Below are 23,087 nucleotides of genomic sequence, written 5' to 3' on the forward strand. Positions count from 1 at the left end.
GCCTTCCAGCCTCGCGGGGCTGGAAATCTTTCTCCTGACGAACGAAGATAAGGTTAGCGATTCAGAACAGGAGAAAACCATGGCCGATTGGGTAACAGGTAAAGTCACTAAGGTGCAAAACTGGACTGACGCACTGTTCAGCCTGACCGTTCACGCCCCCATTAATCCTTTCACTGCAGGCCAATTTACCAAACTCGGACTGGAGATCGATGGCGAGCGCGTTCAGCGCGCGTATTCCTATGTGAATGCGCCTGACAATCCGAATTTAGAGTTTTATCTGGTTACAGTTCCGCAAGGAAAGCTCAGCCCGCGGCTGGCGGCGCTAAAACCTGGCGATGAGGTGCAAGTGGTCAGCGACGCGTCGGGTTTCTTTGTACTGGATGAAGTGCCTGACTGCGAGACGCTATGGATGCTGGCGACTGGAACCGCTATCGGTCCGTATTTGTCTATTCTGCAATATGGCCAGGATGTAGCGCGCTTTAAAAATATGGTCTTAGTTCATGCCGTACGCTTCGCCGCCGATTTAAGCTATCTGCCGCTAATGCTGGAACTGCAACAGCGTTATGAAGGCAAGCTGCGTATCCAAACGGTGGTCAGCCGGGAGAGCGTGCCAGGCTCGCTTACCGGACGTGTGCCTGCGCTCATTGAAAACGGCGAGCTGGAAAAAGCCGTGGGATTGCCGATGGATAAAGAGACCAGCCACGTCATGCTGTGCGGTAACCCGCAGATGGTGCGCGATACGCAGCAACTGCTGAAAGAGACCCGACAGATGACTAAACATCTGCGCCGCCGACCGGGACATATGACGGCTGAACATTACTGGTGATGTTTTGCCGGATGGTTTGTGCGCCTTATCCGGCCCACAAATCATCACCAATCCATAGGCCCGGTAAGCGTCAGCGCCACCGGGCAAATTACGGTTTACCGCCCGTTTACGGTTCTGCTTTAAACTTCACGTCCTGTGTCGCTTTCCCAAACTTATTTTCCCCCTGAACACCGACAAACGCGCCCAGATCGATAAGCATCATCACCAGGATCAACGTCGGAATAAATCGCCCGACGACCCACTGCCACATCCCCGGCAGCATCATCCAGTTTCCGGCCAGCAGCATCCACGCCAGAATCATCAGCAACGCCCACGCGCCGGAGCGCCCCCGGTCATGCAGACGTTTGACCATGACGGCAGCGGTCGGCCACAGCAGGCACACCAGGCAAAATGCCGCCGTTTGAATATCAAGCAGATTTTTCCCCGCCAGCGAAAATAGCGCCAGCATCCCGGCAAACCAGAGGCCGATCCAAATCCAGAAATCACGGCGCCCAATACGCCCTTTAAATGAGAATAACCATTGCTGTATGGTCATGTAAGTTCCTTATATTTTGCCTTCCGCTACAGTTTACCCTTTTGACAAGCCTGACAGTTATCGTTTTAATCGTGAGCAGTCCTAACGAAAGGTAAGATTGATGAAGCCAGGATGTACTCTGTTTTTACTGTTGTTTTCTGCTCTCACCACCAGCATAACGGCGCGCGCGCAGCTCTCTTCATTGACCACGACAGCGCCCTATCTGCTGGCGGGCTCGCCGACCTTTGATCTCTCTATTAGCCAGTTTCGTGAGAACTTTAACCGCCAGAATCCCGATCTGCCGCTCAATGAATTTCGTGCCATTGAGAATAGCCGCGATAAAGCGAATCTGACCCGCGCCGCCAGTAAGATTAACGAAAATCTGTATGCCTCCACGGCGCTGGAGCGCGGTACGCTCAAAGTGAAAAGTATGCAGATTACCTGGCTGCCAATTCAGGGGCCGGAACAGAAAGCGGCGAAAGCGAAAGCGCTGGAATATATGGCCGCCATTATTCGCACTGTCGCCCCGTTGCTGACAAAAGAGCAAAGCCAGAAAAAACTGCAAAAGATGCTTATCGCCGGTAAAGGTAAACACTATTACGCTGAGACCGAAGGCGCGGTACGTTATGTTGTCGCAGATAACGGCGAAAAGGGGCTGACCTTCGCGGTTGAACCGATTAAGCTGACGTTATCTGAAAATCTGGAAGGGGCGAATTGATGACAAAAAGCAAAGCCTTTCCGGGGATGAATCTCTATACTGTTTCACAGACCATGCTGCTCTGACGAGCGGCCATCTTCCTTAATTCGCTGACTAAGCGTGGAGAAATGAAATGCGACATCCTTTAGTGATGGGTAACTGGAAACTGAACGGCAGCCGCCACATGGTAAACGAACTGGTGGCTAACCTGCGTAAAGAACTGGCGGGCGTAGCAGGCTGCGACGTGGCAATCGCTCCGCCGGAAATGTATATCGATCTGGCGAAACGCGCTGCTGCCGGCAGCCACATCATGCTGGGCGCGCAGAACGTTGATCTGAACCTGTCTGGCGCATTCACCGGTGAAACTTCGGCTGAAATGCTGAAGGATATCGGCGCGCAATACATCATTATCGGTCACTCCGAGCGTCGTACTTATCACAAAGAATCTGACGAGCTGATCGCCAAAAAATTCGCCGTGCTGAAAGAACAAGGTCTGACGCCGGTACTGTGTATCGGTGAAACCGAAGCGGAAAACGAAGCGGGCAAAACAGAAGAAGTGTGCGCACGCCAGATCGACGCGGTACTGAAAACGCAGGGCGCGGCGGCCTTTGAAGGCGTGGTTATCGCTTACGAACCCGTATGGGCGATCGGCACCGGTAAATCTGCGACCCCGGCTCAGGCGCAGGCGGTACACAAATTCATCCGCGACCACATTGCCAAAGCTGACGCTAAAATCGCTGAGCAGGTCATTATCCAGTACGGCGGTTCCGTCAACGCGTCCAACGCAGCCGAACTGTTCGCGCAGCCGGACATCGACGGCGCACTGGTAGGCGGCGCTTCTCTGAAAGCTGACGCCTTCGCCGTGATCGTGAAAGCAGCCGAAGCCGCTAAACAGGCTTAAGTTGTTGCGACGGGAGGAACTCACCTCCCGTTATTATCGTGTCACCAATATCCCAACCAGTGCCACCAGAAGGCACCGGTCACGCCCCAGATAGTCAGGTTGACTACACTCATCACCAGCCCCGTTTTCCACCACTCCGCCAACGTAACATAGCCAGAGCCAAAGATAATGGGCGCGGTGCCCGTGCCATAGTGCGTCAGCGACATCATCAACGAGGAAGAGAAACCAAGCATCAGCCCAAGCAGCGCCGGCGGCGCGCCGAGACCCAATCCCGCGGCGAAGAACGCAGCAAACATCGCGGTAATATGCGCCGTGGTACTGGCGAAAAAGTAATGCGAATAAACGTAAAGCAGGATCAGCAGTAGCGTTGCTATGCTCCAGTGCACGCCGAGATGGTTGATGGCGCTACCGACGCTGGTCGCCAGCCAACCGACCAACCCCAGCTTGCTGAGAAAATCAGCCATCATCACCAGCGCGGCGAACCAGACAATAGTATCCCACGCCCCACGACATTTCAGAATGTCGTCCCAGCTTAATACTCCCGTCAGTAACAGAATTGATAAGCCAATTAATGCGGCGCTGGTAGGATTGACGGTCCAGCCGCTCCCCATGAGCATGGCAGGAACGCCAGCCCACAGGCAAAGCAGCAAAATAAAAACCGCGAGGGTGATTTTCTCTGCCAGCGAGAGAGGGCCAAGCGCAGTTAGCTTTTGTCGGGCGAACTGCGGCGCATCCGGCGTACGCGTAACGGCAGGCGGGTAGAGCCACCAGATCACAATGGGCATCACAACCAGCGATACCACCGCAGGAAGGAGCGCGGCGATAGCCCACATTCCCCAGGTCATATTCAGTACCCCGTCCGTCCCTTTGGTCAAGAAACTGACAATTAACGGGTTAGGCGCGGTTGCAGTGATAAACATCGCCGAACTGATCGGATTAATATTGTAATTCACCAGCGCGAGGTAACGGCCCGTCGCGCCATTCTCACGGTTTCCAGGCTCGGAACCAAGACTTTCCGCAATCGCCCGCATCACCGGGTGAATAATGCCGCCGCCACGCGCGGTATTACTTGGCGTCACCGGCGCAATCAGGGTTTCTGCCAGCGTTAATGCCCAGGCGATCCCCAACGTTCTTTTACCAAACAGAGCAATAAACCCATAGCCTATACGCGCGCCCAGTCCCGTTTTCAACAAACTTTGCGACAGCATGATGGATAAGCCAATCAGCCAGATAAGTTGATTAGAAAAACCGCTCAGCGCATCGTTCAGCGCCGCTGAAGGTTTACCGGGATGGGTGACGCCGGTCATTGCCACCAGCATAATCGCCACAATCGCAATAGCGCCAATAGGCATGGCTTTCGCGATAATCGCCGCGATAGTACCGATAAACAACGCCAGCAGTTGCCATGCCTGTGGAGTCACATTCGCAGGACAAGGGATAACAAACCAGATGGTCAGAGTAATCACGATCGAAATGATGGCAGGCCAACAGCGAATGGGGGTCAATCTGTCCATGAATCAATCCTTGAGTTTCCAGCGCACACATCTGCGCACCGGTATTAACCGGCATCGATGCAAATAAAACAATTCACCCTCTCACAAAACAAAAAATTAACAGTCCGTTAAAACTATAATTTACCCAGAACTCGAAACCAGGCATAATCCAGTGGTAGCAGTACCAGATACGTCACCGCCGCCAGCGCCAGACACAGTAACATTCCCGCCCTTGCCGGCACCTTTCCTAACGCCATCGCAACAACAATCGGCGACGCCTGATACGGTAATAGCGGCGTGGAATAACCCAGCACCTGAATCATAATGACCGATAACAGTGGAAAACCGGTAGCATCTGCAAAACTTTCCGCCAAAGTCGTATAGAGCGCCGGTACGCCGTTAGCGGTCATAATAAAATTCAGTACCGTCGTGATACCCGTGAGCGCAAGGAAACTGGTAAACGGTTTTTGCGTATCTAATGGCATAACGCGCAGTAATGTTTCCCCCACCGCATTACCAATACCGGTTTGCGTTACGGTGAGCGCCAGCCCCAGAATCCCGGCGACATAAATACAGGCGCGAATATTAATACCACTGGCAAACTCATCCCCGCTGATAAAACCTACTCGCGGCAACATCGTCACTACCGCTGCCGCCAGACCGGTCCAGGCTGGGCCAATGCCGTGCCAGCTTTCCGTTACCCACATCGTCAACACCACCGCCAACATCCACGCCAGCCGCTTTTCATTGCGGCTCATTGGCGCAGGCGGCGCTGCCTCGTGCTGCGCATGGGGCGCACCGGGAAATAGCCAGCAAATCAGGGCGATTAATACGATGCCTTTTAACCATCCCAGCACCGGCGTATGCAGCAGTAAATACGGCACATAGTTCAGGTGGATGCCATAAGAGCCTTCTGCCGCGCCGCTCATCACCAGGTTGGGCACGTTCGCAGGCAAAATGGTGGCGGAAAGCTGGAAGGTGCCAAACCCGACGGCCAGTGCCAATCCATACCAGGCGCGGGTGCCATCCGCTATTCCGGCGCGTTTCGCCATCGCCGCGACAATCGGCATTAGCAGCGCAATACGTCCCATATTTGAGGGCATCACAAACGCCAGAGCATAGCTAAGCAACACCACACTGCTAACCATCAGAAACCAGGAGTCCGTTAATTTAGCCGATAATGCGCGCGCCGCTCTGTCCGCCAACCCGGTTTTACGAATCGCGATTCCCAGTACGAATCCGCTGAATACCAGCCAGAAAGCTGAAGAGGCAAAACCGCCGAAGATCGTATCCGGCGGCGCAATTTTCGCCGCCATCGCTATGGTAAAAAAGAGCAGTGCGGTAATAAATTCCGGCAGCAACGAAGTAGCCCAAAGCAGGATAGTAATGCCGACAACCAGCGAAGGAAGAAACAGAGGGTGCGAAAGCCAGAGCGACATGCCTGTCTCCTGTTGTTTTTTTCAACAAGAATACGGGGACAGGCACGTAGAGTAAACGCCAGAATCGCCAGAGTTACTTCAGAATCTCACACTGATGATCCTGAATTTCCTCAGCAGAAGCGCGATTGAGGGTCAATAAATTACGCTGCGTCGCCAGCAGAACAAAAGAACCATCGCTTTGGCGCACCACCGCCAGCCCATAGCGTCCCATATGATTGCGTGCTTCCGGTACCTCTTCCGCCAGCATCATAAACGGGCTACGCTGCGCCAGCTCGCTCTCGGTTACCCGGCGCGCCAGGTATTCATGCCCCATCAGGTCGCCCGGCAGCGGAAGCCAGTGAGTACTGATACGCGTGAGATCATTATCCAGTTGTTCCCGAACGTCAGGACGGATGCAAGAAATATGGATATGTAAATGGTCCTGTGAACGACCAAGCCGCGAATTAATCGTCAGCGAAACCGCGCTATCCGGAATATCATGCCCGTATTTTTTGCTCATATAGCCGCGAGCCTGCCAGGCCAGCCAGAAAAAGTTGGGCGTAGCGGGCTCCAGCAGCAGCGGGCTTTCCGTACCATTGATACGGTAGGTGGGCATCAATAAATATTGCAGCGGGCCGTGACGATCTTTAAAGACGACATAGCCAGCGCGAGGTTTGACTTCCGCGCAGGGCGCTGGATTTTGATGCTGTAACTGATCGGGCAGGCACTGTTCAAGAACGATTTCCCGTAATGCATCAGGATTGCCGGAAAATTTCCAGTAACCGACGCCCGCCGCGGCGACAATCACTATCACCGCCAGTAAAAAGTAGCCTGTTTTTTTCATGTTATGCGTTCCCTGTGTCTCATAGACGGAGAAGAGTAACGCAAAATTATGGCAAAGAAAAAACCCGGCAACATAATACGTTACCGGGTTTATAAACGGTTTAGCGTTTGCTGATTTGGTCGAACGTACCGCCATTAGAGAAGTGATCTTTTTGCGCCTTTGCCCAGCCGCCAAACACCTCGTCAATGGTGAACAGCTTCAGCTTCGGAAACGCATCGTCGTATTTTTTCGCCACGTCAGCATCGCGCGGACGATAATAATTTTTTGCCGCAATTGTCTGGCCTTCCGGCGAATAGAGGTACTTGAGATATGCTTCCGCCACCGCATTCGTCCCTTTCTTCTCAACGACTTTATCGACCACGGACACGGTCGGCTCCGCCAGAATGGATTCGCCAGGCGTGATAATCTCGAACTGGTCTTTGCCCAGCTCGTGCGTCGCCAGCAACGCTTCGTTTTCCCAGGCGATTAATACATCGCCGATCCCGCGTTCCACAAAGGTATTGGTTGAGCCGCGTGCGCCGGAGTCTAACACCTCGACGTTCTTATATAGCGCTTTGACAAAATCCTGCGCTTTGACCTGGTCATTATTGTTATGATGCAGGGCATAACCCCATGCCGCCAGATAGTTCCAGCGAGCGCCGCCGGAGCTCTTCGGGTTTGGCGTAATCACCGACACTCCGGGTTTAATCAGATCGTTCCAGTCATGAATTTGTTTTGGATTGCCCTTGCGCACCAGGAAGACAATGGTGGACGTATACGGCGCAGAATTGTCCGGCAGGCGTTTGATCCAGGCCTTATCAATGCGCCCACGCTCGGCAATGGCATCAACATCCCAGGCCAGCGCCAGCGTAACGACATCCGCATCAATACCGTTAATCACCGACGTAGCCTGTTTGCCTGAGCCGCCGTGCGACTGACGGATAATCACATTATCGCCGGTCTCCTGTTTCCAGTGCGCGCTAAACGCTTTGTTGTACTGTTCGTACAGTTCGCGCGTTGGATCGTAAGACACGTTAAGTAGCTGAATATCCTTTGCCAGAACGCTGGTTGACGCCAGCAATAATGTGAATCCCACGCCCCACTTTTTCATCGCCCGACTCGCTTATGTTGTGTTGTGATGAGCAAAGCGTGCCAGAAAGCGATCCAAACATTAAAGAATAAAAAAAGATTGGCTATAACAGAGGGGAATATGTAACAGAGGGATTTTTGGCGGCTTGCGACTTATCCGACCTACACGTAACTTGTAGGCCGGATAAGCACAGCGCCTTCAGGCAATTTACGTCGCCAAAACTTAGTACAGTTTTTTCGCGCACTCCATCCAGTCGCTTTTGAACGGACGCTTCATGTTTTCAATCGCATCGATGATGTCATGATGAACAAGCTGCTCGTTCTGGATACCGACACAACGGCCACCGTGGCCTTCCAGAAGCAGGTCAATAGCATAAGCGCCCATGCGGGAAGCCAGAATGCGATCGTAAGGTACGGGAGAACCGCCGCGCTGGATGTGGCCCAGCACCGTCGCACGCGTTTCACGACCCGTTTCTTTTTCAATAAAGTGCGCCAGTTCGTCAACATCGCACATATGTTCGGTGATAGCGACGATAGCGTGTTTTTTACCTTTCGCGATACCGGCTTTGATTTCCGCCACCAGATCCTCGCGATTAAATTCAACTTCCGGCACCACGATAAACTCACAGCCGCCGGCAATAGCCGCCGCCAACGTCAGGTCGCCGCAATAACGCCCCATCACTTCAACAATAGAGATACGCTGGTGAGAAGAGGAGGTGTCACGCAGACGGTCAATCGCTTCCACCACGGTGCCAAGAGCAGTGAAATAGCCGATAGTGTAGTCGGTGCCTTTGATATCGTTATCGATAGTGCCTGGCAGACCGATGCACGGGAAGCCCATTTCAGTCAGACGTTTTGCACCCAGATAAGAACCATCGCCGCCAATAACCACCAGCGCATCGATGCCACGTTTTTTCAGGTTTTCGATCGCGACAGCGCGAATATTTTCGTCACGGAATTCCGGGAAACGGGCGGAGCCGAGGAAAGTACCGCCACGGTTGATCATGTCAGATACGCTGTAACGGTCAAGCTGAACCATACGATCTTCATACAGGCCCAGATAGCCGTCATAAATGCCCATGACTTCCAGCCCTTCCGTCAACGCTGAGCGCACAACACCGCGGATTGCCGCGTTCATGCCCGGCGCATCACCGCCGCTTGTCAACACACCGATTTTCTTAATCATGACTACCTCTGAACTTTGGAATGCAAAATGAAATCTATTGCCGGAAGCCGATTTCGCACTTCGAAACGATCCAACGAATATACAGATAGTATAACAATCCCTTCCTGCTGAATTGATTCAGGTCAGGCCAAATGGCGGTAATTTATACACAAAATGCTGGCCTGGCTCACTTTTTAACAATCAATTATACAAGCTCGAACTTCTTGCCTTCCCTGGGGACGACTGAACAGGGATCCTGATGAATAATGACATCTGAACCCGGAAAACGCTGCAAAATCGCCTGCTCTACCTGTTCAGCCACTAAATGCGCCTGAACGAGCGGCAGATTATCTTCCATTTCCAAATGAATCTGAATAAAGCGGGTCGGCCCTGACTGCCGCGTGCGGAGATCGTGCGCGCCGCTGACGCCCGGCCATGACGTCACGATATCAATAATTTCCTGTCGTTCCGCATCGGGCAGCGCGCGATCCAATAATGACTGCACCGCCTCATACCCCATACGTAACGCGCTATACAAAATATAGATGCCAATACCTAACGCAAACAGGGCATCCGCACGATGCCAGCCGTACCAGGATAACCCAAGCGCGATAAGAATCGCTCCGTTCATCATAACATCAGACTGATAATGAAGCATATCCGCTCGTACCGCCTGACTTTGGGTCTTGCGTACCACCCAGCGCTGAAACGTGACCAGTATAATAGTGCATATCAGAGCGATAACGGTAACGCCAATCCCCACGCCGGGGTCGTTCATTGGCGTCGGCTTAATCAGGTTCTGGATACTGGTCAAAAATAGAAACAGCGCCGAACCGGAAATAAACATACTTTGCGCCAGCGCCGCCAGCGACTCCGCTTTACCATGACCAAACGTGTGTTCATCATCTGCTGGTTGCAGCGAATAACGCACGACCAATAAGTTCGTCAATGACGCGGCAATATCCACCAACGAATCCACCAACGCCGCCAGAATACTCACCGAGCCCGTATACCACCACGCAAAAATTTTGATCAAAAGTAACGCTGATGCCATCGCCGTTGCCGCGATAGCCGCCCGGCTGACCAGCCGTCCATAGGTTTGATTCATAAATACTCCCGCTATCTTCTGCCGGTAGTATAACGGATGGTTTAAAACAGTAAGCTAATAACAGAATGACAAATTGGGGATAAAAAAAACCCCCACATCATGTGGGGGAAGACAGGGATGGTGTCTATGGCAAGGAAAACAGGGTTGTTACTGGGAACGTGAGTTGCTACTACTCAATAATTTCAACGATGAACTTTTTTGCCATTGCGCCACGTCGCGCAGTTGCTCCATTCGTTGCTGATGCTTTTCATTCAAAACCGCTTGCTGCTCCGGCGTTAACAGGCGATACATCTGGTTACGCACGCGGGCCATTTCGACCTGGCGGGCAACCTGCTCTTGCGCCATTTTTTCTGCCTGAGCGCGCACAGCGCTTTCATCAAATTTTTCTGCGGTGACAAGCCGATGCATTGTCTCCATTTCGCTAACATTAACAGGAGGCTGTTCGTGCCTTGCCCGCTGCATAAGATCTCGCATCTGTTGACGCTGATGTTCGGTTAAACTTATGCCGTCAAACATATGATTTTGCGTGCTACGCTGCGTGGCCCCGTCACCGGGGTGCCAGTTATCGCTTGTAACAACTTCAGCTGCGTGGCTTAAGAAACTGAATGCCAGCGTTGAGGCCATAACAGCAGCGGTAACTTTGCGCATCGCTTGCTCCCAAAATCTTTTCTGTCGCGATTCAACGAGAGACAGTTTACGATTCGGGCTGCAAACATGCGTCAGGGGGTGTAAAACAACGTAAAGTCATGGATTAGCGACGCCTGATGACGTAATTTCTGCCTCGGAGGTATGTAAACAATGAATAAAATCCTGTTAGTTGATGATGACCGAGAGCTGACTTCCCTGTTAAAAGAGCTCCTCGAAATGGAAGGTTTTAATGTTCTGGTGGCCCACGACGGCGAGCAGGCGCTTGAGCTTTTGGATGACAGCATCGATTTACTTTTGCTTGACGTCATGATGCCGAAGAAAAACGGTATCGATACGTTGAAGGCGCTTCGCCAGACACACCAGACGCCTGTCATTATGCTGACCGCGCGCGGCAGCGAGCTGGATCGCGTTCTCGGCCTTGAGCTGGGCGCGGACGACTATTTACCTAAGCCGTTTAACGACCGCGAACTGGTAGCGCGCATCAGGGCTATTTTGCGCCGCTCCCACTGGAGCGAACAGCAGCAGAGCAGCGACAATGGCTCGCCGACGCTGGAAGTCGATGCGCTAAGCCTTAATCCTGGCCGTCAGGAAGCCAGTTTCGATGGCCAAACGCTGGAACTGACCGGTACGGAATTCACCCTGCTCTATTTGCTGGCGCAACACCTCGGCCAGGTGGTTTCCCGTGAACATTTAAGTCAGGAAGTGCTGGGTAAGCGCCTGACACCGTTCGATCGTGCCATTGATATGCATATTTCTAACCTGCGCCGCAAACTGCCGGAACGCAAAGACGGTCATCCGTGGTTTAAAACATTGCGTGGTCGCGGCTATCTGATGGTTTCCGCTTCATGATAGGAAGTTTAACCGCGCGCATCTTCGCCATCTTCTGGTTGACGCTGGCGCTGGTGCTAATGCTGGTACTGATGTTGCCCAAGCTCGATTCACGCCAGATGACCGAGCTGATGGACAGCGAACAGCGCCAGGGATTGATGATAGAGCAACATGTAGAAGCTGAACTTGCGAACGATCCGCCCAACGACCTGATGTGGTGGCGTCGCCTGTTCCGCGCGATCGACAAGTGGGCACCGCCTGGACAGCGGTTATTACTGGTGACCTCTGAAGGACGCGTGATCGGCGCTGAACGCAGCGAAATGCAGATCATTCGTAACTTCATTGGTCAGGCGGATAACGCCGATCATCCGCAGAAGAAAAAATATGGCCGCGTAGAGATGGTCGGGCCATTCTCCGTGCGCGATGGAGAAGACAATTACCAGCTTTACCTGATTCGACCGGCCAGCAGTTCACAATCCGATTTTATTAATCTGCTGTTTGACCGCCCGCTCCTGTTGCTGATTGTCACGATGCTGGTCAGTTCGCCGCTCTTGCTATGGCTGGCGTGGAGTCTGGCAAAACCGGCGCGTAAGTTGAAAAACGCGGCTGATGAAGTGGCGCAAGGCAACCTGCGTCAGCACCCGGAGCTGGAGGCGGGTCCGCAGGAGTTCCTCGCCGCTGGCGCCAGTTTTAACCAGATGGTGACGGCGCTGGAACGGATGATGACCTCGCAGCAGCGTTTGCTGTCAGACATCTCCCACGAGCTGCGAACGCCCCTTACGCGCCTGCAACTGGGTACCGCGCTGCTGCGTCGTCGTAGCGGCGAAAGCAAAGAGCTGGAGCGTATTGAGACCGAAGCGCAACGTCTGGACAGCATGATCAACGACCTGCTGGTGATGTCGCGTAACCAACAGAAAAACGCGCTGGTCAGTGAAACGATGAAAGCTAATCAGCTATGGGGTGAAGTGCTGGATAACGCTGCCTTTGAAGCCGAACAGATGGGCAAGTCGTTAACGGTAAATTATCCGCCGGGGCCGTGGCCGCTCTATGGCAACCCGAACGCGCTGGAAAGCGCGCTGGAAAATATTGTCCGTAATGCGCTGCGCTATTCACACACGAAGATTGAAGTCGGCTTCTCGGTGGATAAAGACGGTATTACGATCACGGTCGATGACGACGGACCGGGCGTCAGCCCTGAAGACAGAGAGCAGATCTTCCGTCCCTTCTATCGCACCGATGAGGCGCGCGACCGTGAATCCGGCGGTACCGGCCTGGGTCTGGCGATTGTCGAAACCGCCATTCAACAGCATCGCGGCTGGGTGAAAGCGGATGACAGCCCGCTGGGGGGATTGCGGTTAGTTATCTGGCTGCCGCTATATAAACGTTCGTAATTAACGCTGTGGCGCCGGATGGCGGCGTAAGCGCCTTATCCGGCCTACGGAACTCGTAGGCCCGGTAAGCGCAACGCCACCGGGCATCACATCAGCCCTGCAAACGTCGTGACTGATTTTCAATCTTGCCGCTCAGGCGACGCTTTTGCATGGTTCGGGTCCAGCTTTTCGATAATCCCGCCGCCGACAGCAACCGGTGATACTGCTCATCGTCAAACGGCATATGCCAGGCAATGGCGATCGCCTCCTGCACGCTGACATCGCTCACGCGGGAAACCAGCGCCAGCGGCGCATCTGTCGCTACCTTGCCTGGCGCTATCACGCTGTAGAGCCAGCCGGTTTTACCCACGTTTTGTATCTGGCTTGCCATGTCGCTAATCGCAAAATGGTAATTGAGCTTAAAGCACGGCGAACGCGGCTGCGTTACCTGAATGAGCGCCTCTCCCCAGCGAAAAATGTCGCCGATATAAACATTTTGCTCGGTCAGACCGTCGGTGGAAAGGTTCTCGCCAAACGCCGGGGCGACAAACCGTTCCGCCAGTTCCGGAAACTCCTGCGCCCAGTAACGATAATGCTCGCGCGGATAGTGGCACAGCGCGCGGTCGGGACCGCCGTGAATTTTTTTCTCCGCCTGCTCATCACCTTCCAGACCCAGCTCCGTCAGCATGAGTTCGCCATCGACCTGCACTTTCGCGATAGCGCTGGGGCGGCTTCCCGCGTAATCCTGAATTTTGCCTGTGAATACCTCAACCGGATAATGCATCGCGACTCCTTATGCAGATACAAAAAAAGCGAGTCATCAGACTCGCTTCTCACGGGCTTCAATGCAACTTTATTTTTTCGCAGCGAAGCGGGCAGCCGCTTCATCCCAGTTCACTACGTTCCAGAACTCTTTGATATAGTCCGGACGACGGTTCTGGAATTTCAGATAGTAAGCGTGTTCCCAGACGTCCAGACCCAGGATCGGGAAACCGGATGCGCCGGAAATGGCTTCGCCCATCAGCGGAGAGTCCTGGTTAGCGGTAGAAACAACAGCCAGTTTATCGCCTTTCAGCACCAGCCACGCCCAGCCGGAACCAAAACGGCTGGCGGCCGCTTTTTCAAACTCTTCTTTGAATTTCTCAACAGATCTGAAATCACGCTCGATCGCCGCTTTCAGATCGCCCTGCAGAGTGGTGCCTTTTTTCAGCCCCTTCCAGAACAGGCTGTGGTTAGCGTGACCGCCCGCGTTGTTGCGCAGTACGGTTTTTTTGTCCGCGGGTAGTTGATCCAGTTTGGTGATCAGCTCTTCAGCAGACAAGTTAGCGAATTCCGGCAGACTTTCCAGCGCCGCATTGGCGTTATTCACATAAGTCTGGTGGTGTTTGGTGTGGTGAATCTCCATCGTCTGCTTATCGAAATGCGGTTCCAGTGCATCATAAGCGTACGGCAGGGATGGCAGTGTATAACTCATATTCCTCTCCAGTATTGTCGAGCGGCCGGGTGTTAACGCCGCGTAAGCAGTTGGTTCATTATAGTTAATTAAATGATATTGAAAATGATTATCAATGCCGTACTTTTCGTAAGGATATAATTTTTCATAACATTGCCTAAGATGTGAGCCAAATCACCCACTTATCCTGATGATTGCCAGGAAGATCGGAACGACGGCAACTGGCGAAAGGTTAATCATCTGCGCACTTTTTACACTCGTCTCATCGCAGCAGTAACAAGACGATAAAAACGACGAGGATTAAGTGATGAGTAACGCGATTACGATGGGTATTTTCTGGCATTTGATAGGTGCGACCAGTGCAGCCTGCTTCTATGCCCCGTTCAAGCAAGTGAAACAGTGGTCATGGGAAACCATGTGGTCAGTGGGCGGCATTGTCTCCTGGCTTATTCTGCCGTGGACAATTAGCGCCCTCTTACTGCCCGATTTCTGGGCCTATTATGGACAGTTTAACCTCTCCACCCTTTTACCGGTTTTTCTGTTCGGCGCCATGTGGGGCATCGGCAATATTAATTACGGTCTGACCATGCGTTATCTCGGGATGTCGATGGGTATCGGCATCGCTATCGGCATTACGCTTATCGTCGGCACGCTGATGACGCCTGTCATCAACGGTAACGTCGAGGTGTTAATCCATACCGAAGGGGGACGCATGACGCTACTTGGCGTTTTTGTCGCGCTGATCGGCGTCGGAATTGTGACGCGCGCCGGACAGTTAAAAGAACGCAAAATGGGCATTAAAGCAGAGGAGTTCAATCTGAAGAAAGGGCTTCTGCTGGCAGTAATGTGCGGTATTTTCTCGGCGGGGATGTCCTTTGCCATGAACGCGGCTAAACCGATGCATGAGGCCGCTGCCGCGCTTGGCGTTGACCCGCTCTATGCTGCGCTGCCGAGTTACGTAGTGATTATGGGCGGCGGCGCGCTGGTTAACCTCGGTTTCTGTTTTATCCGCCTGGCAAAAGTACAAAATCTGTCGATAAAAGCCGACTTCTCGCTGGCAAGGCCGTTGATTATCAGCAATATTCTGCTGTCCGCGCTTGGCGGTCTGATGTGGTATTTACAGTTCTTTTTCTATGCCTGGGGTCACGCGCGCATTCCGGCGCAATATGACTACATGAGCTGGATGCTGCACATGAGCTTCTATGTGCTGTGCGGGGGGCTGGTCGGTCTGGTGCTAAAAGAGTGGAAAAATGCTGGTCGCCGTCCCGTTGGCGTCTTAAGCCTCGGCTGCGTGGTAATTATTATCGCGGCGAATATTGTCGGTTTAGGCATGGCCAGCTAATCGCTTTGATTACTGAGATGACGCCACTGGCTCGGCGTCATCCCGGTTTCCCGCGTGAACACCACTGAAAAATAGTTACTATCTTCAAAACCGCACTGCATCGAAATCTCGCTAACCATCAGCGGGCTATGCTGAAGCAGATACTGCGCGTGGCAGATACGGATCTGGCGTAAGTATTGGTTAATCGTCATCCCGGTTTGGGCGCGAAACTGCTGCCGCAGCACCCGTTCGCTACATTGTTCCTGCTGGCAAAACGCATCCAACGCAAAGGGACGCTCAAGGCTATTAGCCAAAGCGGTAATTAATTTATCCAACAGGGTTTCTCTGGAGGTTGCCGGAAGATCGTCGGTCGCGTAGCGATGCCGTTTTAACGTCATCACCAGTTGACCAAACAGCAATTCCGCCATCTCATTCGCCAGCGGATCGCGTCCATTATTCTCATGTTCAAGCTGGTTAATGACCTGCCGCGCCTGATTCATTCCCATACTGCCCAGCCGCCAGTGAGGATGCCACTGCGCTCCCTGAAAGCCGGGAATCATCGCCTGCCAGTTTACATTGAGTTTCAAACGCTCCGGGCAGTAAATGATATTTTGCAGCACCAGATCGTTAACGGAGGTATAGGAGTGTTTGTCTTCAGCACGAATGTAAAACAGATCGCCGCGGGTAATTCTATATGGACGGTCATTAAGAACGTGTAGGCCGTTGCCCCGCCAGACCATCACCAGTTCACAAAACTCATGCGTATGTTCCGCAAAAACATCCTGTGGATAGCGATCGGCAACCGTAACGGCCTGCTGCTCATCAGTAAAAAAATCTTTTTTCAAAAGGATTAACTGATTTGCCACCGCAGCACCTCACGTTGAATGCTTGCCGGTTGGCGCTACGCTTATCCTGTCTACCGCTCGCCGCCGTAGGCCAGGTAAGGCGCAGCCGCCATCCGGCATTAAAGGGTATAATTATCAGCACATTGGCGACGAAAAACGTTGATAGCGTTTGCGTTACTGGAGTATCGCATCGCGTCCCTGACGGATATCCCGCGGCGACCAGTTAAATTCGCGGCGAAACAGAGTCGAAAAGTGGTTACTGTCGCCAAAACCGCAGCTATACGCGATTTCTGTCACGCTATGATCGCTATGGCGCAATAAATGCCGGGCTTTGATCAAACGCAGGCGATTAAGGTAACGTTGCGGCGTCAGCCCGGTATGCTGCTTAAGCTGACGATGCAGCGTACGTAGCGACAGCGAAAACTGTTCAGCTACCGCCTCCCAGCAGACCTCCTCCGCAAAATGGTCTTCCAGCCATGCCATCAGTTGGTTAAGTTTGGCGTCGTTATCGGTCGCGCCTTCCATCAGGCTACTGCGGCGTAACAATACCAGTAGTTGCATAAACAAAATTTCGCGATTCGCCACGGCAGGCGCATCCATGCCGTCTCCGGCGCGCTCCATCAATCCGACCAACTGGCGCACCTGCTGCAACGCGCTCTGATTCACCCGCCAGTGAGAAGGATAGTAACCATCCTGCTCCTGCGGCAGCAATTGCTCCAGCCCCGCCAGGAACTGAAAGGCTTGCGGCGAACGCCACAGTACGTTCGTCAGGCATAAGTTGTCGGTATGTTCATATAAATGCCGGTCGTGATCGCGAACAAAACACACGGTACCGCCGCTAATGGTATACGGCAGCCCGTTGAATACATGGATGCCCGTACCGTGTTCCACAATCACAATTTCATGGAAATCATGATGATGTTCAGGGAAAGCGGCTTGCGGCAGACGAGGTTCAATCGCCACGGGAGCTTTACCTGATGGAAAAAAATCCACGCTATGCAGTACCGTCATGATGTATCCCTTCCTGATGAATGAAACTGACTGAAGCCGTTCGCCCAAAAGGCGCGCCAGCCTCGCCTCCAGGCGTTTTCGCCGAATTTCTCCGGCCTGGTGATAGTAATTAAGGGTTATCGGTCTCACCTTAAATTTTTGACGCTAAAGCGCGCAAACATGGTCTTTTTTTCAAGAAAAGGCGGGAAAAAGCGGGAAATGCGGACGACATCACACCGGCCTATTAGTAGAAACTGTGAACGCTATCACGTTCATCTTTGCCTTGTTGCCAGCGGCTCATTTTCCTGTCAGTAACGAGAAGGTAGGCCTTTGAGGGCTTTTTTAGACTGTGTGCAATGACTCTAAGAAGGACCTCATTATGACTTTTCGCCATTGTGTCGCGGTTGATCTCGGCGCATCCAGCGGGCGCGTGATGCTGGCGCGTTATGACCGCAAACACCGTACCCTGACGCTACGTGAAATCCACCGTTTTGTGAACTGCCTACAAAAAACAGACGGGTTTGACACCTGGGACATCGACAGTCTGGAAAAGGATATCCGTCTTGGTCTGAAGAAAGTCTGCGATGAAGGCATTCTTATCGACAGCATCGGCATCGACACCTGGGGCGTCGATTATGTCCTGCTGGATAAACAAGGTCAGCGTGTCGGCCTGCCGGTCTCCTACCGCGATAACCGTACCATGGGCATCATGTCGCAAGCGCTGGTCCAGATCGGCAAAAGCGAAATCTATCGCCGCAGCGGGATTCAGTTTCTGCCGTTTAACACCGTCTATCAGCTACGCGCGCTGACGAAGCAACAGCCTGAGTTAACGGCGCAGGTCGCTCATGCGCTGCTGATGCCCGATTATTTCAGCTACCGCCTGACCGGTGAAATGAACTGGGAATACACCAACGCCACGACCACCCAGTTGGTCAATATCAATACCGATGACTGGGACGATACCCTACTGGCGTGGACCGGCGCGAAAAAAAGCTGGTTCGGTCGCCCCTCGCACCCGGGCAATATTATCGGCGACTGGATTTGCCCGCAGGGCAACCGTATTCCGGTGATAGCCGTCGCCAGTCACGATACCGCCAGCGCCGTTATTGCCTCTCCGCTGGCAAATAAACATAGCGCTTACCTGTCTTCAGGCACCTGGTCGTTGATGGGTTTTGAAAGCAAAATGCCTTACACCACAGATGACGCGCTGGCCGCCAATATCACCAACGAAGGCGGCGCGGAAGGGCGTTATCGGGTACTGAAAAACATTATGGGTTTGTGGCTGCTCCAGCGCGTGCTGAAAGAACGGCGCATTACCGATCTACCTGCGCTTATCGCCCAAACAGAAGCGCTGCCGGCCTGCCGTTTCCTGATTAACCCGAATGACGATCGCTTTATCAATCCTGACGATATGCGCACCGAAATTCAGGCTGCCTGTCGCGAGACCGGCCAGCCCGTTCCCCTCAGCGATGCCGAACTGGCGCGCTGCATTTTCGACAGTCTGGCGCTGTTGTATGCCGACATTCTGCACGAACTGGCAAATCTGCGCGGCGAAGCATTTACCCAACTGCATATTGTCGGCGGCGGATGCCAGAACGCTCTACTCAACCAGTTGTGCGCCGATGCGTGTGGTATTCGCGTGATGGCTGGGCCGATTGAAGCCTCCACCCTTGGCAGTATTGGTATTCAGCTTATGACCCTCGACGAATTAAACAACGTCGATGACTTCCGTCAGGTCGTCAGCGCCAACTACGACCTGACAACCTATATCCCTAATCCTGATAGTGAAATTGCCCGCCACGTTGCGCAGTTTCAACCCAAACGACAGACAAAGGAGCTTTGCGCATGACCACTCAACTGGAACAAGCCTGGGAACTGGCAAAACAACGTTTCGCCGCAGTAGGTATTGATGTCGAGGCGGCGCTGCGCCAGCTCGATCGCCTGCCGGTTTCCATGCACTGCTGGCAGGGCGACGATGTTGCCGGATTCGAGAACCCGGAAGGTTCGCTGACGGGCGGAATTCAGGCGACCGGCAACTATCCGGGCAAAGCGCGTAACGCCACCGAACTGCGCGCCGATCTGGAACAGGCGCTGCGTCTGATCCCGGGGCCAAAACGGCTAAACCTGCACGCCATTTACCTTGAGTCGGATACGCCGGTTGCCCGCGATCGGATCAAACCCGAGCATTTTAAAAACTGGGTAGCGTGGGCAAAAGCCAATAAGCTCGGCCTGGACTTTAACCCGTCCTGCTTTTCGCATCCGCTGAGCGCCGACGGTTTCACCCTGTCGCACGCTAATGACAACATCCGCCAGTTCTGGATCGATCACTGCAAAGCCAGCCGCCGCGTCTCGGCATACTTTGGTGAGCAGCTCGGTACGCCGTCGGTGATGAACATCTGGATTCCGGACGGCATGAAAGACATTACCGTCGACCGTTTAGCCCCGCGTCAGCGCCTGCTGGAAGCGCTGGATGAGGTCATTAGCGAGAAATTCGACCCGGCGCACCACATCGATGCCGTTGAGAGCAAACTGTTTGGCATCGGCGCGGAAAGCTACACCGTCGGCTCCAGTGAGTTCTACATGGGCTACGCCACCAGCCGTCAGACCGCGCTGTGCCTGGATGCGGGACACTTCCATCCCACTGAAGTGATTTCCGACAAAATTTCCGCCGCCATGCTCTACGTGCCACGGCTGCTGCTGCACGTCAGCCGCCCGGTACGCTGGGATAGCGACCACGTAGTGCTGCTGGACGATGAAACCCAGGCAATTGCCAGCGAGATCGTCCGTCATAACCTGTTCGACCGCGTGCATATCGGTCTGGATTTCTTCGACGCCTCTATCAACCGCATCGCCGCGTGGGTTATCGGTACCCGCAACATGAAAAAAGCGCTGCTGCGCGCTCTGCTGGAACCCACAGTTCAACTGCGTCAGCTTGAGGCCAGCGGCGATTACACCGCGCGTCTGGCGCTGCTGGAAGAGCAAAAATCTCTGCCGTGGCAAGCCGTCTGGGAAATGTATTGCCAGCGTCACGACACGCCGGCAGGCAGCCAGTGGCTGGAAAGCGTGCGGGCGTATGAGAAAGACATTCTGAGTAAACGTCGCTAAACATCACAAATTGTAGGCGGATAAGGCGCTTATCCGGCCTACATGACATCCGAGAGGTTTCGGATAATCAACAGGAACACGAACATGCAAAATATTACCGATTCCTGGTTTGTCCAGGGCATGATTAAAGCCACGTCTGATGCGTGGCTAAAAGGGTGGGACGAACGTAATGGCGGTAACCTGACGCTACGTGTGGATGAAGCCGATATCGCGCCTTTTGCGGCTAATTTCCACGAAAAACCACGCTATATCGCGCTAAATCAACCAATGCCGCTGCTGGCGAATACACCGTTTGTCGTTACCGGCTCCGGCAAATTTTTTCGCAACGTTCAGCTCGATCCGGCAGCCAATTTAGGCGTGGTTAAAATTGACAGCGACGGCGCAGGCTACCACATTCTGTGGGGCTTAACCCATGACGCCGTACCCACCTCTGAACTCCCGGCGCATTTCCTCTCCCACTGTGAACGCATCAAAGCCACCCACGGCAAAGACCGCGTCATTATGCATTGCCATGCGACTAACCTGATCGCCCTCACCTACGTGCTGGAAAACAACACTGCGCTGATTACCCGCAAACTGTGGGAAGGCAGCACCGAATGCCTGGTGGTATTCCCGGACGGTGTCGGCATTCTGCCGTGGATGGTGCCAGGCACCGATGAAATCGGCCAGGCCACCGCGCAAGAAATGCAGAAACATTCGCTGGTACTGTGGCCGTTCCACGGCGTGTTCGGAAGCGGACCTACGCTGGATGAAACCTTCGGTTTGATCGATACCGCAGAGAAATCCGCTGAGGTATTAGTCAAAATCTATTCGATGGGCGGTATGAAACAGACGATCGCGCGTGACGAGCTGGCGGCGCTCGCTAAACGCTTTGGCGTGACCCCGCTGGCCAGCGCCATAGCGCTGTATTGATATCCCAGAGCCGGATGGCGGCTGTTGCCTTATCCGGTCTACATTCCAGCGTAGCGCCATCGGGCGACAACGCAATAGGGATCTATTTTCAAGGAGAATGTTTATGAGCTTTATGTTGGCATTGCCGAAAATCAGCCTGCACGGTGCAGGGGCCATTGGCGATATGGTCAATCTGGTCGCCAATAAGCAATGGGGCAAAGCGCTGATCGTCACCGACGGTCAACTGGTCAAACTTGGCCTGTTAGACAGCCTGTTTAGCGCGCTGGATGCGCATAACATGCCTTACCATCTGTTCGATGACGTCTTCCCGAATCCAACGGAAGCGTTGGTGCAAAAAGGGTTTGCGGCCTGGCAGGACGCGAACTGCGACTACATTATCGCCTTCGGCGGCGGCAGCCCAATCGATACTGCAAAAGCAGTGAAAATACTTACCGCCAACCCTGGTCCTTCCATCGCCTACTCCGGCGTCGGCAAAGTGAAAAACGCTGGCGTACCGCTGGTAGCGATTAATACCACGGCAGGCACCGCGGCGGAAATGACCAGCAATGCGGTTATCATCGACTCCGGGCGTCAGGTAAAAGAAGTCATTATCGATCCGAACATCATCCCGGATATCGCGGTGGATGACGCCAGCGTCATGCTGGAGATCCCCGCTTCTGTGACCGCCGCGACCGGGATGGATGCGCTCACCCACGCGGTGGAAGCCTATGTTTCTGTCGGCGCGCATCCGCTTACCGACGCCAATGCGCTGGAAGCGATTCGCCTGATTAGCCAGTGGCTGCCGAAAGCGGTTGATGACGGTCATAATCTCGGCGCGCGCGAGCAGATGGCATTCGGCCAGTACCTGGCGGGTATGGCGTTCAACAGCGCCGGTTTGGGGCTGGTTCACGCGCTGGCGCACCAGCCGGGCGCAACCCACAACCTGCCGCACGGCGTCTGCAACGCTATCCTGCTGCCAATTGTCGAGAACTTTAACCGTCCGAACGCCATCGCGCGTTTTGCCCGCCTCGCACAGGCGATGGGCGTGGATACGCGTGGTATGTCTGACGAAGCCGCAAGCCAGGAAGCGATTAACGCTATCCGCACGCTGAGCAAACGCGTCGGCATTCCAGAAGGTTTCAACAAGCTGGGCGTCACCAAAGAAGATATCGAAGGCTGGCTGGATAAAGCCCTCGCCGACCCGTGCGCGCCGTGTAACCCGCGCGCCGCCAGCCGCGATGAAGTTCGCGAGCTGTACCTGGAGGCGTTATGATTCGCAAAGCCTTTGTGATGCAGGTAAATGCCGACGCGCACGAGGAGTATCAGCGTCGTCATAACCCAATCTGGCCGGAGCTGGAAGCCGTATTAAAATCTCACGGCGCGCATCACTACGCGATTTATCTCGATCAGGAGCGCAATCTGCTGTTCGCTACCGTTGAGATTGAATCCGAAGCGCGCTGGAACGCCGTCGCCAGTACCGATGTTTGCCAGCGCTGGTGGCGACATATGCGCGATGTGATGCCCGCGAATCCGGATAACAGCCCGGTCAGCACAGAGCTGAAAGAGGTGTTCTATCTGGCGTAAACCTTTGCCCGGTGACGG

Annotated in this window: 23 protein-coding genes; 11 read left to right on the forward strand and 12 right to left on the reverse strand. The window is 53.8% G+C overall.

The annotated features are described in order from the left end of the window. Positions 1 to 79: 79 nt before the first annotated feature. The gene (gene fpr / locus F4V72_RS20565) at positions 80 to 826 is read left to right on the forward strand and encodes a ferredoxin--NADP(+) reductase (RefSeq protein WP_070804231.1); all 747 of its coding nucleotides are present in this window, start codon (positions 80 to 82) and stop codon (positions 824 to 826) included. Between the two features lie 106 nt (positions 827 to 932). Here fpr and F4V72_RS20570 read toward each other — a convergent pair whose 3' ends face one another. After that, a complete protein-coding gene (locus tag F4V72_RS20570) occupies positions 933 to 1,361 on the reverse strand; it encodes a DUF805 domain-containing protein (protein ID WP_023249144.1) in 429 nt (142 codons plus the stop codon). A 100-nt stretch (positions 1,362 to 1,461) separates the two neighbouring features. On the opposite strand from F4V72_RS20570, the gene F4V72_RS20575 reads away from it, so the two are divergent. Further along, positions 1,462 to 2,058, forward strand: a complete 597-nt coding sequence (locus tag F4V72_RS20575) for a YiiQ family protein (RefSeq protein ID WP_023249143.1) — start codon at positions 1,462 to 1,464, stop codon at positions 2,056 to 2,058. 112 nt (positions 2,059 to 2,170) lie between these two features. Next, a complete protein-coding gene (tpiA, locus tag F4V72_RS20580; protein ID WP_023249142.1) occupies positions 2,171 to 2,938 on the forward strand; it encodes a triose-phosphate isomerase in 768 nt (255 codons plus the stop codon). A gap of 41 nt (positions 2,939 to 2,979) precedes the next feature. Here tpiA and F4V72_RS20585 read toward each other — a convergent pair whose 3' ends face one another. From F4V72_RS20585 to cpxP, 7 genes are all read right to left on the reverse strand, one after another. Further along, a complete protein-coding gene (locus F4V72_RS20585; protein WP_136058575.1) occupies positions 2,980 to 4,452 on the reverse strand; it encodes a DASS family sodium-coupled anion symporter in 1,473 nt (490 codons plus the stop codon). Positions 4,453 to 4,565: 113 nt separating this feature from the next. Further along, positions 4,566 to 5,870 carry an SLC13 family permease gene (locus F4V72_RS20590; protein ID WP_053528785.1) on the reverse strand — a complete coding sequence of 435 codons (1,305 nt, stop codon included), beginning with the start codon at positions 5,868 to 5,870 and terminating at the stop codon, positions 4,566 to 4,568. A gap of 73 nt (positions 5,871 to 5,943) precedes the next feature. After that, positions 5,944 to 6,693 (reverse strand): CDP-diacylglycerol diphosphatase, encoded by a 750-nt coding sequence (locus F4V72_RS20595; protein WP_023249139.1) that lies wholly within the window; start codon positions 6,691 to 6,693, stop codon positions 5,944 to 5,946. A gap of 100 nt (positions 6,694 to 6,793) precedes the next feature. Further along, a complete protein-coding gene (locus F4V72_RS20600; protein WP_023249138.1) occupies positions 6,794 to 7,783 on the reverse strand; it encodes a sulfate ABC transporter substrate-binding protein in 990 nt (329 codons plus the stop codon). Positions 7,784 to 7,984: 201 nt separating this feature from the next. Then, the gene (gene pfkA, locus F4V72_RS20605; protein ID WP_136058576.1) at positions 7,985 to 8,947 is read right to left on the reverse strand and encodes a 6-phosphofructokinase; all 963 of its coding nucleotides are present in this window, start codon (positions 8,945 to 8,947) and stop codon (positions 7,985 to 7,987) included. A gap of 184 nt (positions 8,948 to 9,131) precedes the next feature. Further along, positions 9,132 to 10,034: a CDF family cation-efflux transporter FieF gene (gene fieF / locus F4V72_RS20610; protein ID WP_023249136.1), complete on the reverse strand. Its 903-nt coding sequence runs from the start codon at positions 10,032 to 10,034 to the stop codon at positions 9,132 to 9,134. Positions 10,035 to 10,181: 147 nt separating this feature from the next. Continuing rightward, on the reverse strand, positions 10,182 to 10,682 hold the full coding sequence (cpxP, locus tag F4V72_RS20615) for a cell-envelope stress modulator CpxP (protein ID WP_023249135.1): 501 nt from the start codon (positions 10,680 to 10,682) through the stop codon (positions 10,182 to 10,184). 150 nt (positions 10,683 to 10,832) lie between these two features. On the opposite strand from cpxP, the gene cpxR reads away from it, so the two are divergent. After that, entirely contained in the window at positions 10,833 to 11,531 is a 699-nt protein-coding gene (cpxR, locus tag F4V72_RS20620; RefSeq protein ID WP_001033731.1) for an envelope stress response regulator transcription factor CpxR, read from the forward strand. Then, a complete protein-coding gene (cpxA, locus tag F4V72_RS20625) occupies positions 11,528 to 12,901 on the forward strand; it encodes an envelope stress sensor histidine kinase CpxA (RefSeq protein ID WP_000580434.1) in 1,374 nt (457 codons plus the stop codon). Before cpxR ends, cpxA begins: the two co-directional genes overlap by 4 nt. Positions 12,902 to 12,992: 91 nt before the next feature. Here cpxA and yiiM read toward each other — a convergent pair whose 3' ends face one another. Next, positions 12,993 to 13,664 (reverse strand): 6-hydroxyaminopurine reductase, encoded by a 672-nt coding sequence (gene yiiM / locus F4V72_RS20635; RefSeq protein ID WP_136058577.1) that lies wholly within the window; start codon positions 13,662 to 13,664, stop codon positions 12,993 to 12,995. Positions 13,665 to 13,733: 69 nt separating this feature from the next. Continuing rightward, complete coding sequence (gene sodA, locus F4V72_RS20640; protein WP_136058578.1) at positions 13,734 to 14,354, reverse strand: superoxide dismutase [Mn]; 621 nt, start codon at positions 14,352 to 14,354, stop codon at positions 13,734 to 13,736. Positions 14,355 to 14,640: 286 nt separating this feature from the next. Between sodA and rhaT the strand changes: the two genes are divergently transcribed. Beyond that, positions 14,641 to 15,675, forward strand: a complete 1,035-nt coding sequence (gene rhaT / locus F4V72_RS20645) for an L-rhamnose/proton symporter RhaT (protein ID WP_053528788.1) — start codon at positions 14,641 to 14,643, stop codon at positions 15,673 to 15,675. Here rhaT and rhaR read toward each other — a convergent pair. Next, on the reverse strand, positions 15,672 to 16,520 hold the full coding sequence (rhaR, locus tag F4V72_RS20650) for an HTH-type transcriptional activator RhaR (protein WP_053509986.1): 849 nt from the start codon (positions 16,518 to 16,520) through the stop codon (positions 15,672 to 15,674). The two genes, rhaT and rhaR, sit on opposite strands and share 4 nt — an antisense overlap. Positions 16,521 to 16,673: 153 nt before the next feature. Further along, positions 16,674 to 17,510 carry an HTH-type transcriptional activator RhaS gene (gene rhaS / locus F4V72_RS20655; RefSeq protein ID WP_070802449.1) on the reverse strand — a complete coding sequence of 279 codons (837 nt, stop codon included), beginning with the start codon at positions 17,508 to 17,510 and terminating at the stop codon, positions 16,674 to 16,676. 358 nt (positions 17,511 to 17,868) lie between these two features. Here rhaS and rhaB point away from each other — a divergent pair, with 358 nt between their 5' ends. The 5 genes from rhaB (at position 17,869) to rhaM (ending at position 23,069) form a co-directional block, all read left to right on the forward strand. Beyond that, on the forward strand, positions 17,869 to 19,338 hold the full coding sequence (rhaB, locus tag F4V72_RS20660) for a rhamnulokinase (protein ID WP_079836849.1): 1,470 nt from the start codon (positions 17,869 to 17,871) through the stop codon (positions 19,336 to 19,338). Next, positions 19,335 to 20,594 (forward strand): L-rhamnose isomerase, encoded by a 1,260-nt coding sequence (rhaA, locus tag F4V72_RS20665; RefSeq protein WP_063389964.1) that lies wholly within the window; start codon positions 19,335 to 19,337, stop codon positions 20,592 to 20,594. Before rhaB ends, rhaA begins: the two co-directional genes overlap by 4 nt. An 84-nt stretch (positions 20,595 to 20,678) precedes the next feature. After that, positions 20,679 to 21,506: a rhamnulose-1-phosphate aldolase gene (gene rhaD / locus F4V72_RS20670; protein ID WP_053528793.1), complete on the forward strand. Its 828-nt coding sequence runs from the start codon at positions 20,679 to 20,681 to the stop codon at positions 21,504 to 21,506. A gap of 103 nt (positions 21,507 to 21,609) precedes the next feature. Then, on the forward strand, positions 21,610 to 22,758 hold the full coding sequence (gene fucO, locus F4V72_RS20675) for a lactaldehyde reductase (RefSeq protein WP_079796604.1): 1,149 nt from the start codon (positions 21,610 to 21,612) through the stop codon (positions 22,756 to 22,758). After that, positions 22,755 to 23,069, forward strand: coding sequence for an L-rhamnose mutarotase (gene rhaM / locus F4V72_RS20680; protein ID WP_023249125.1), 315 nt, complete (start codon positions 22,755 to 22,757; stop codon positions 23,067 to 23,069). The genes fucO and rhaM overlap by 4 nt, the downstream gene beginning before the upstream one ends. Positions 23,070 to 23,087 lie beyond the last annotated feature (18 nt).

It is taken from the genome of Salmonella enterica subsp. diarizonae, from assembly GCF_008692785.1.
GTDB lineage: Bacteria > Pseudomonadota > Gammaproteobacteria > Enterobacterales > Enterobacteriaceae > Salmonella > Salmonella diarizonae.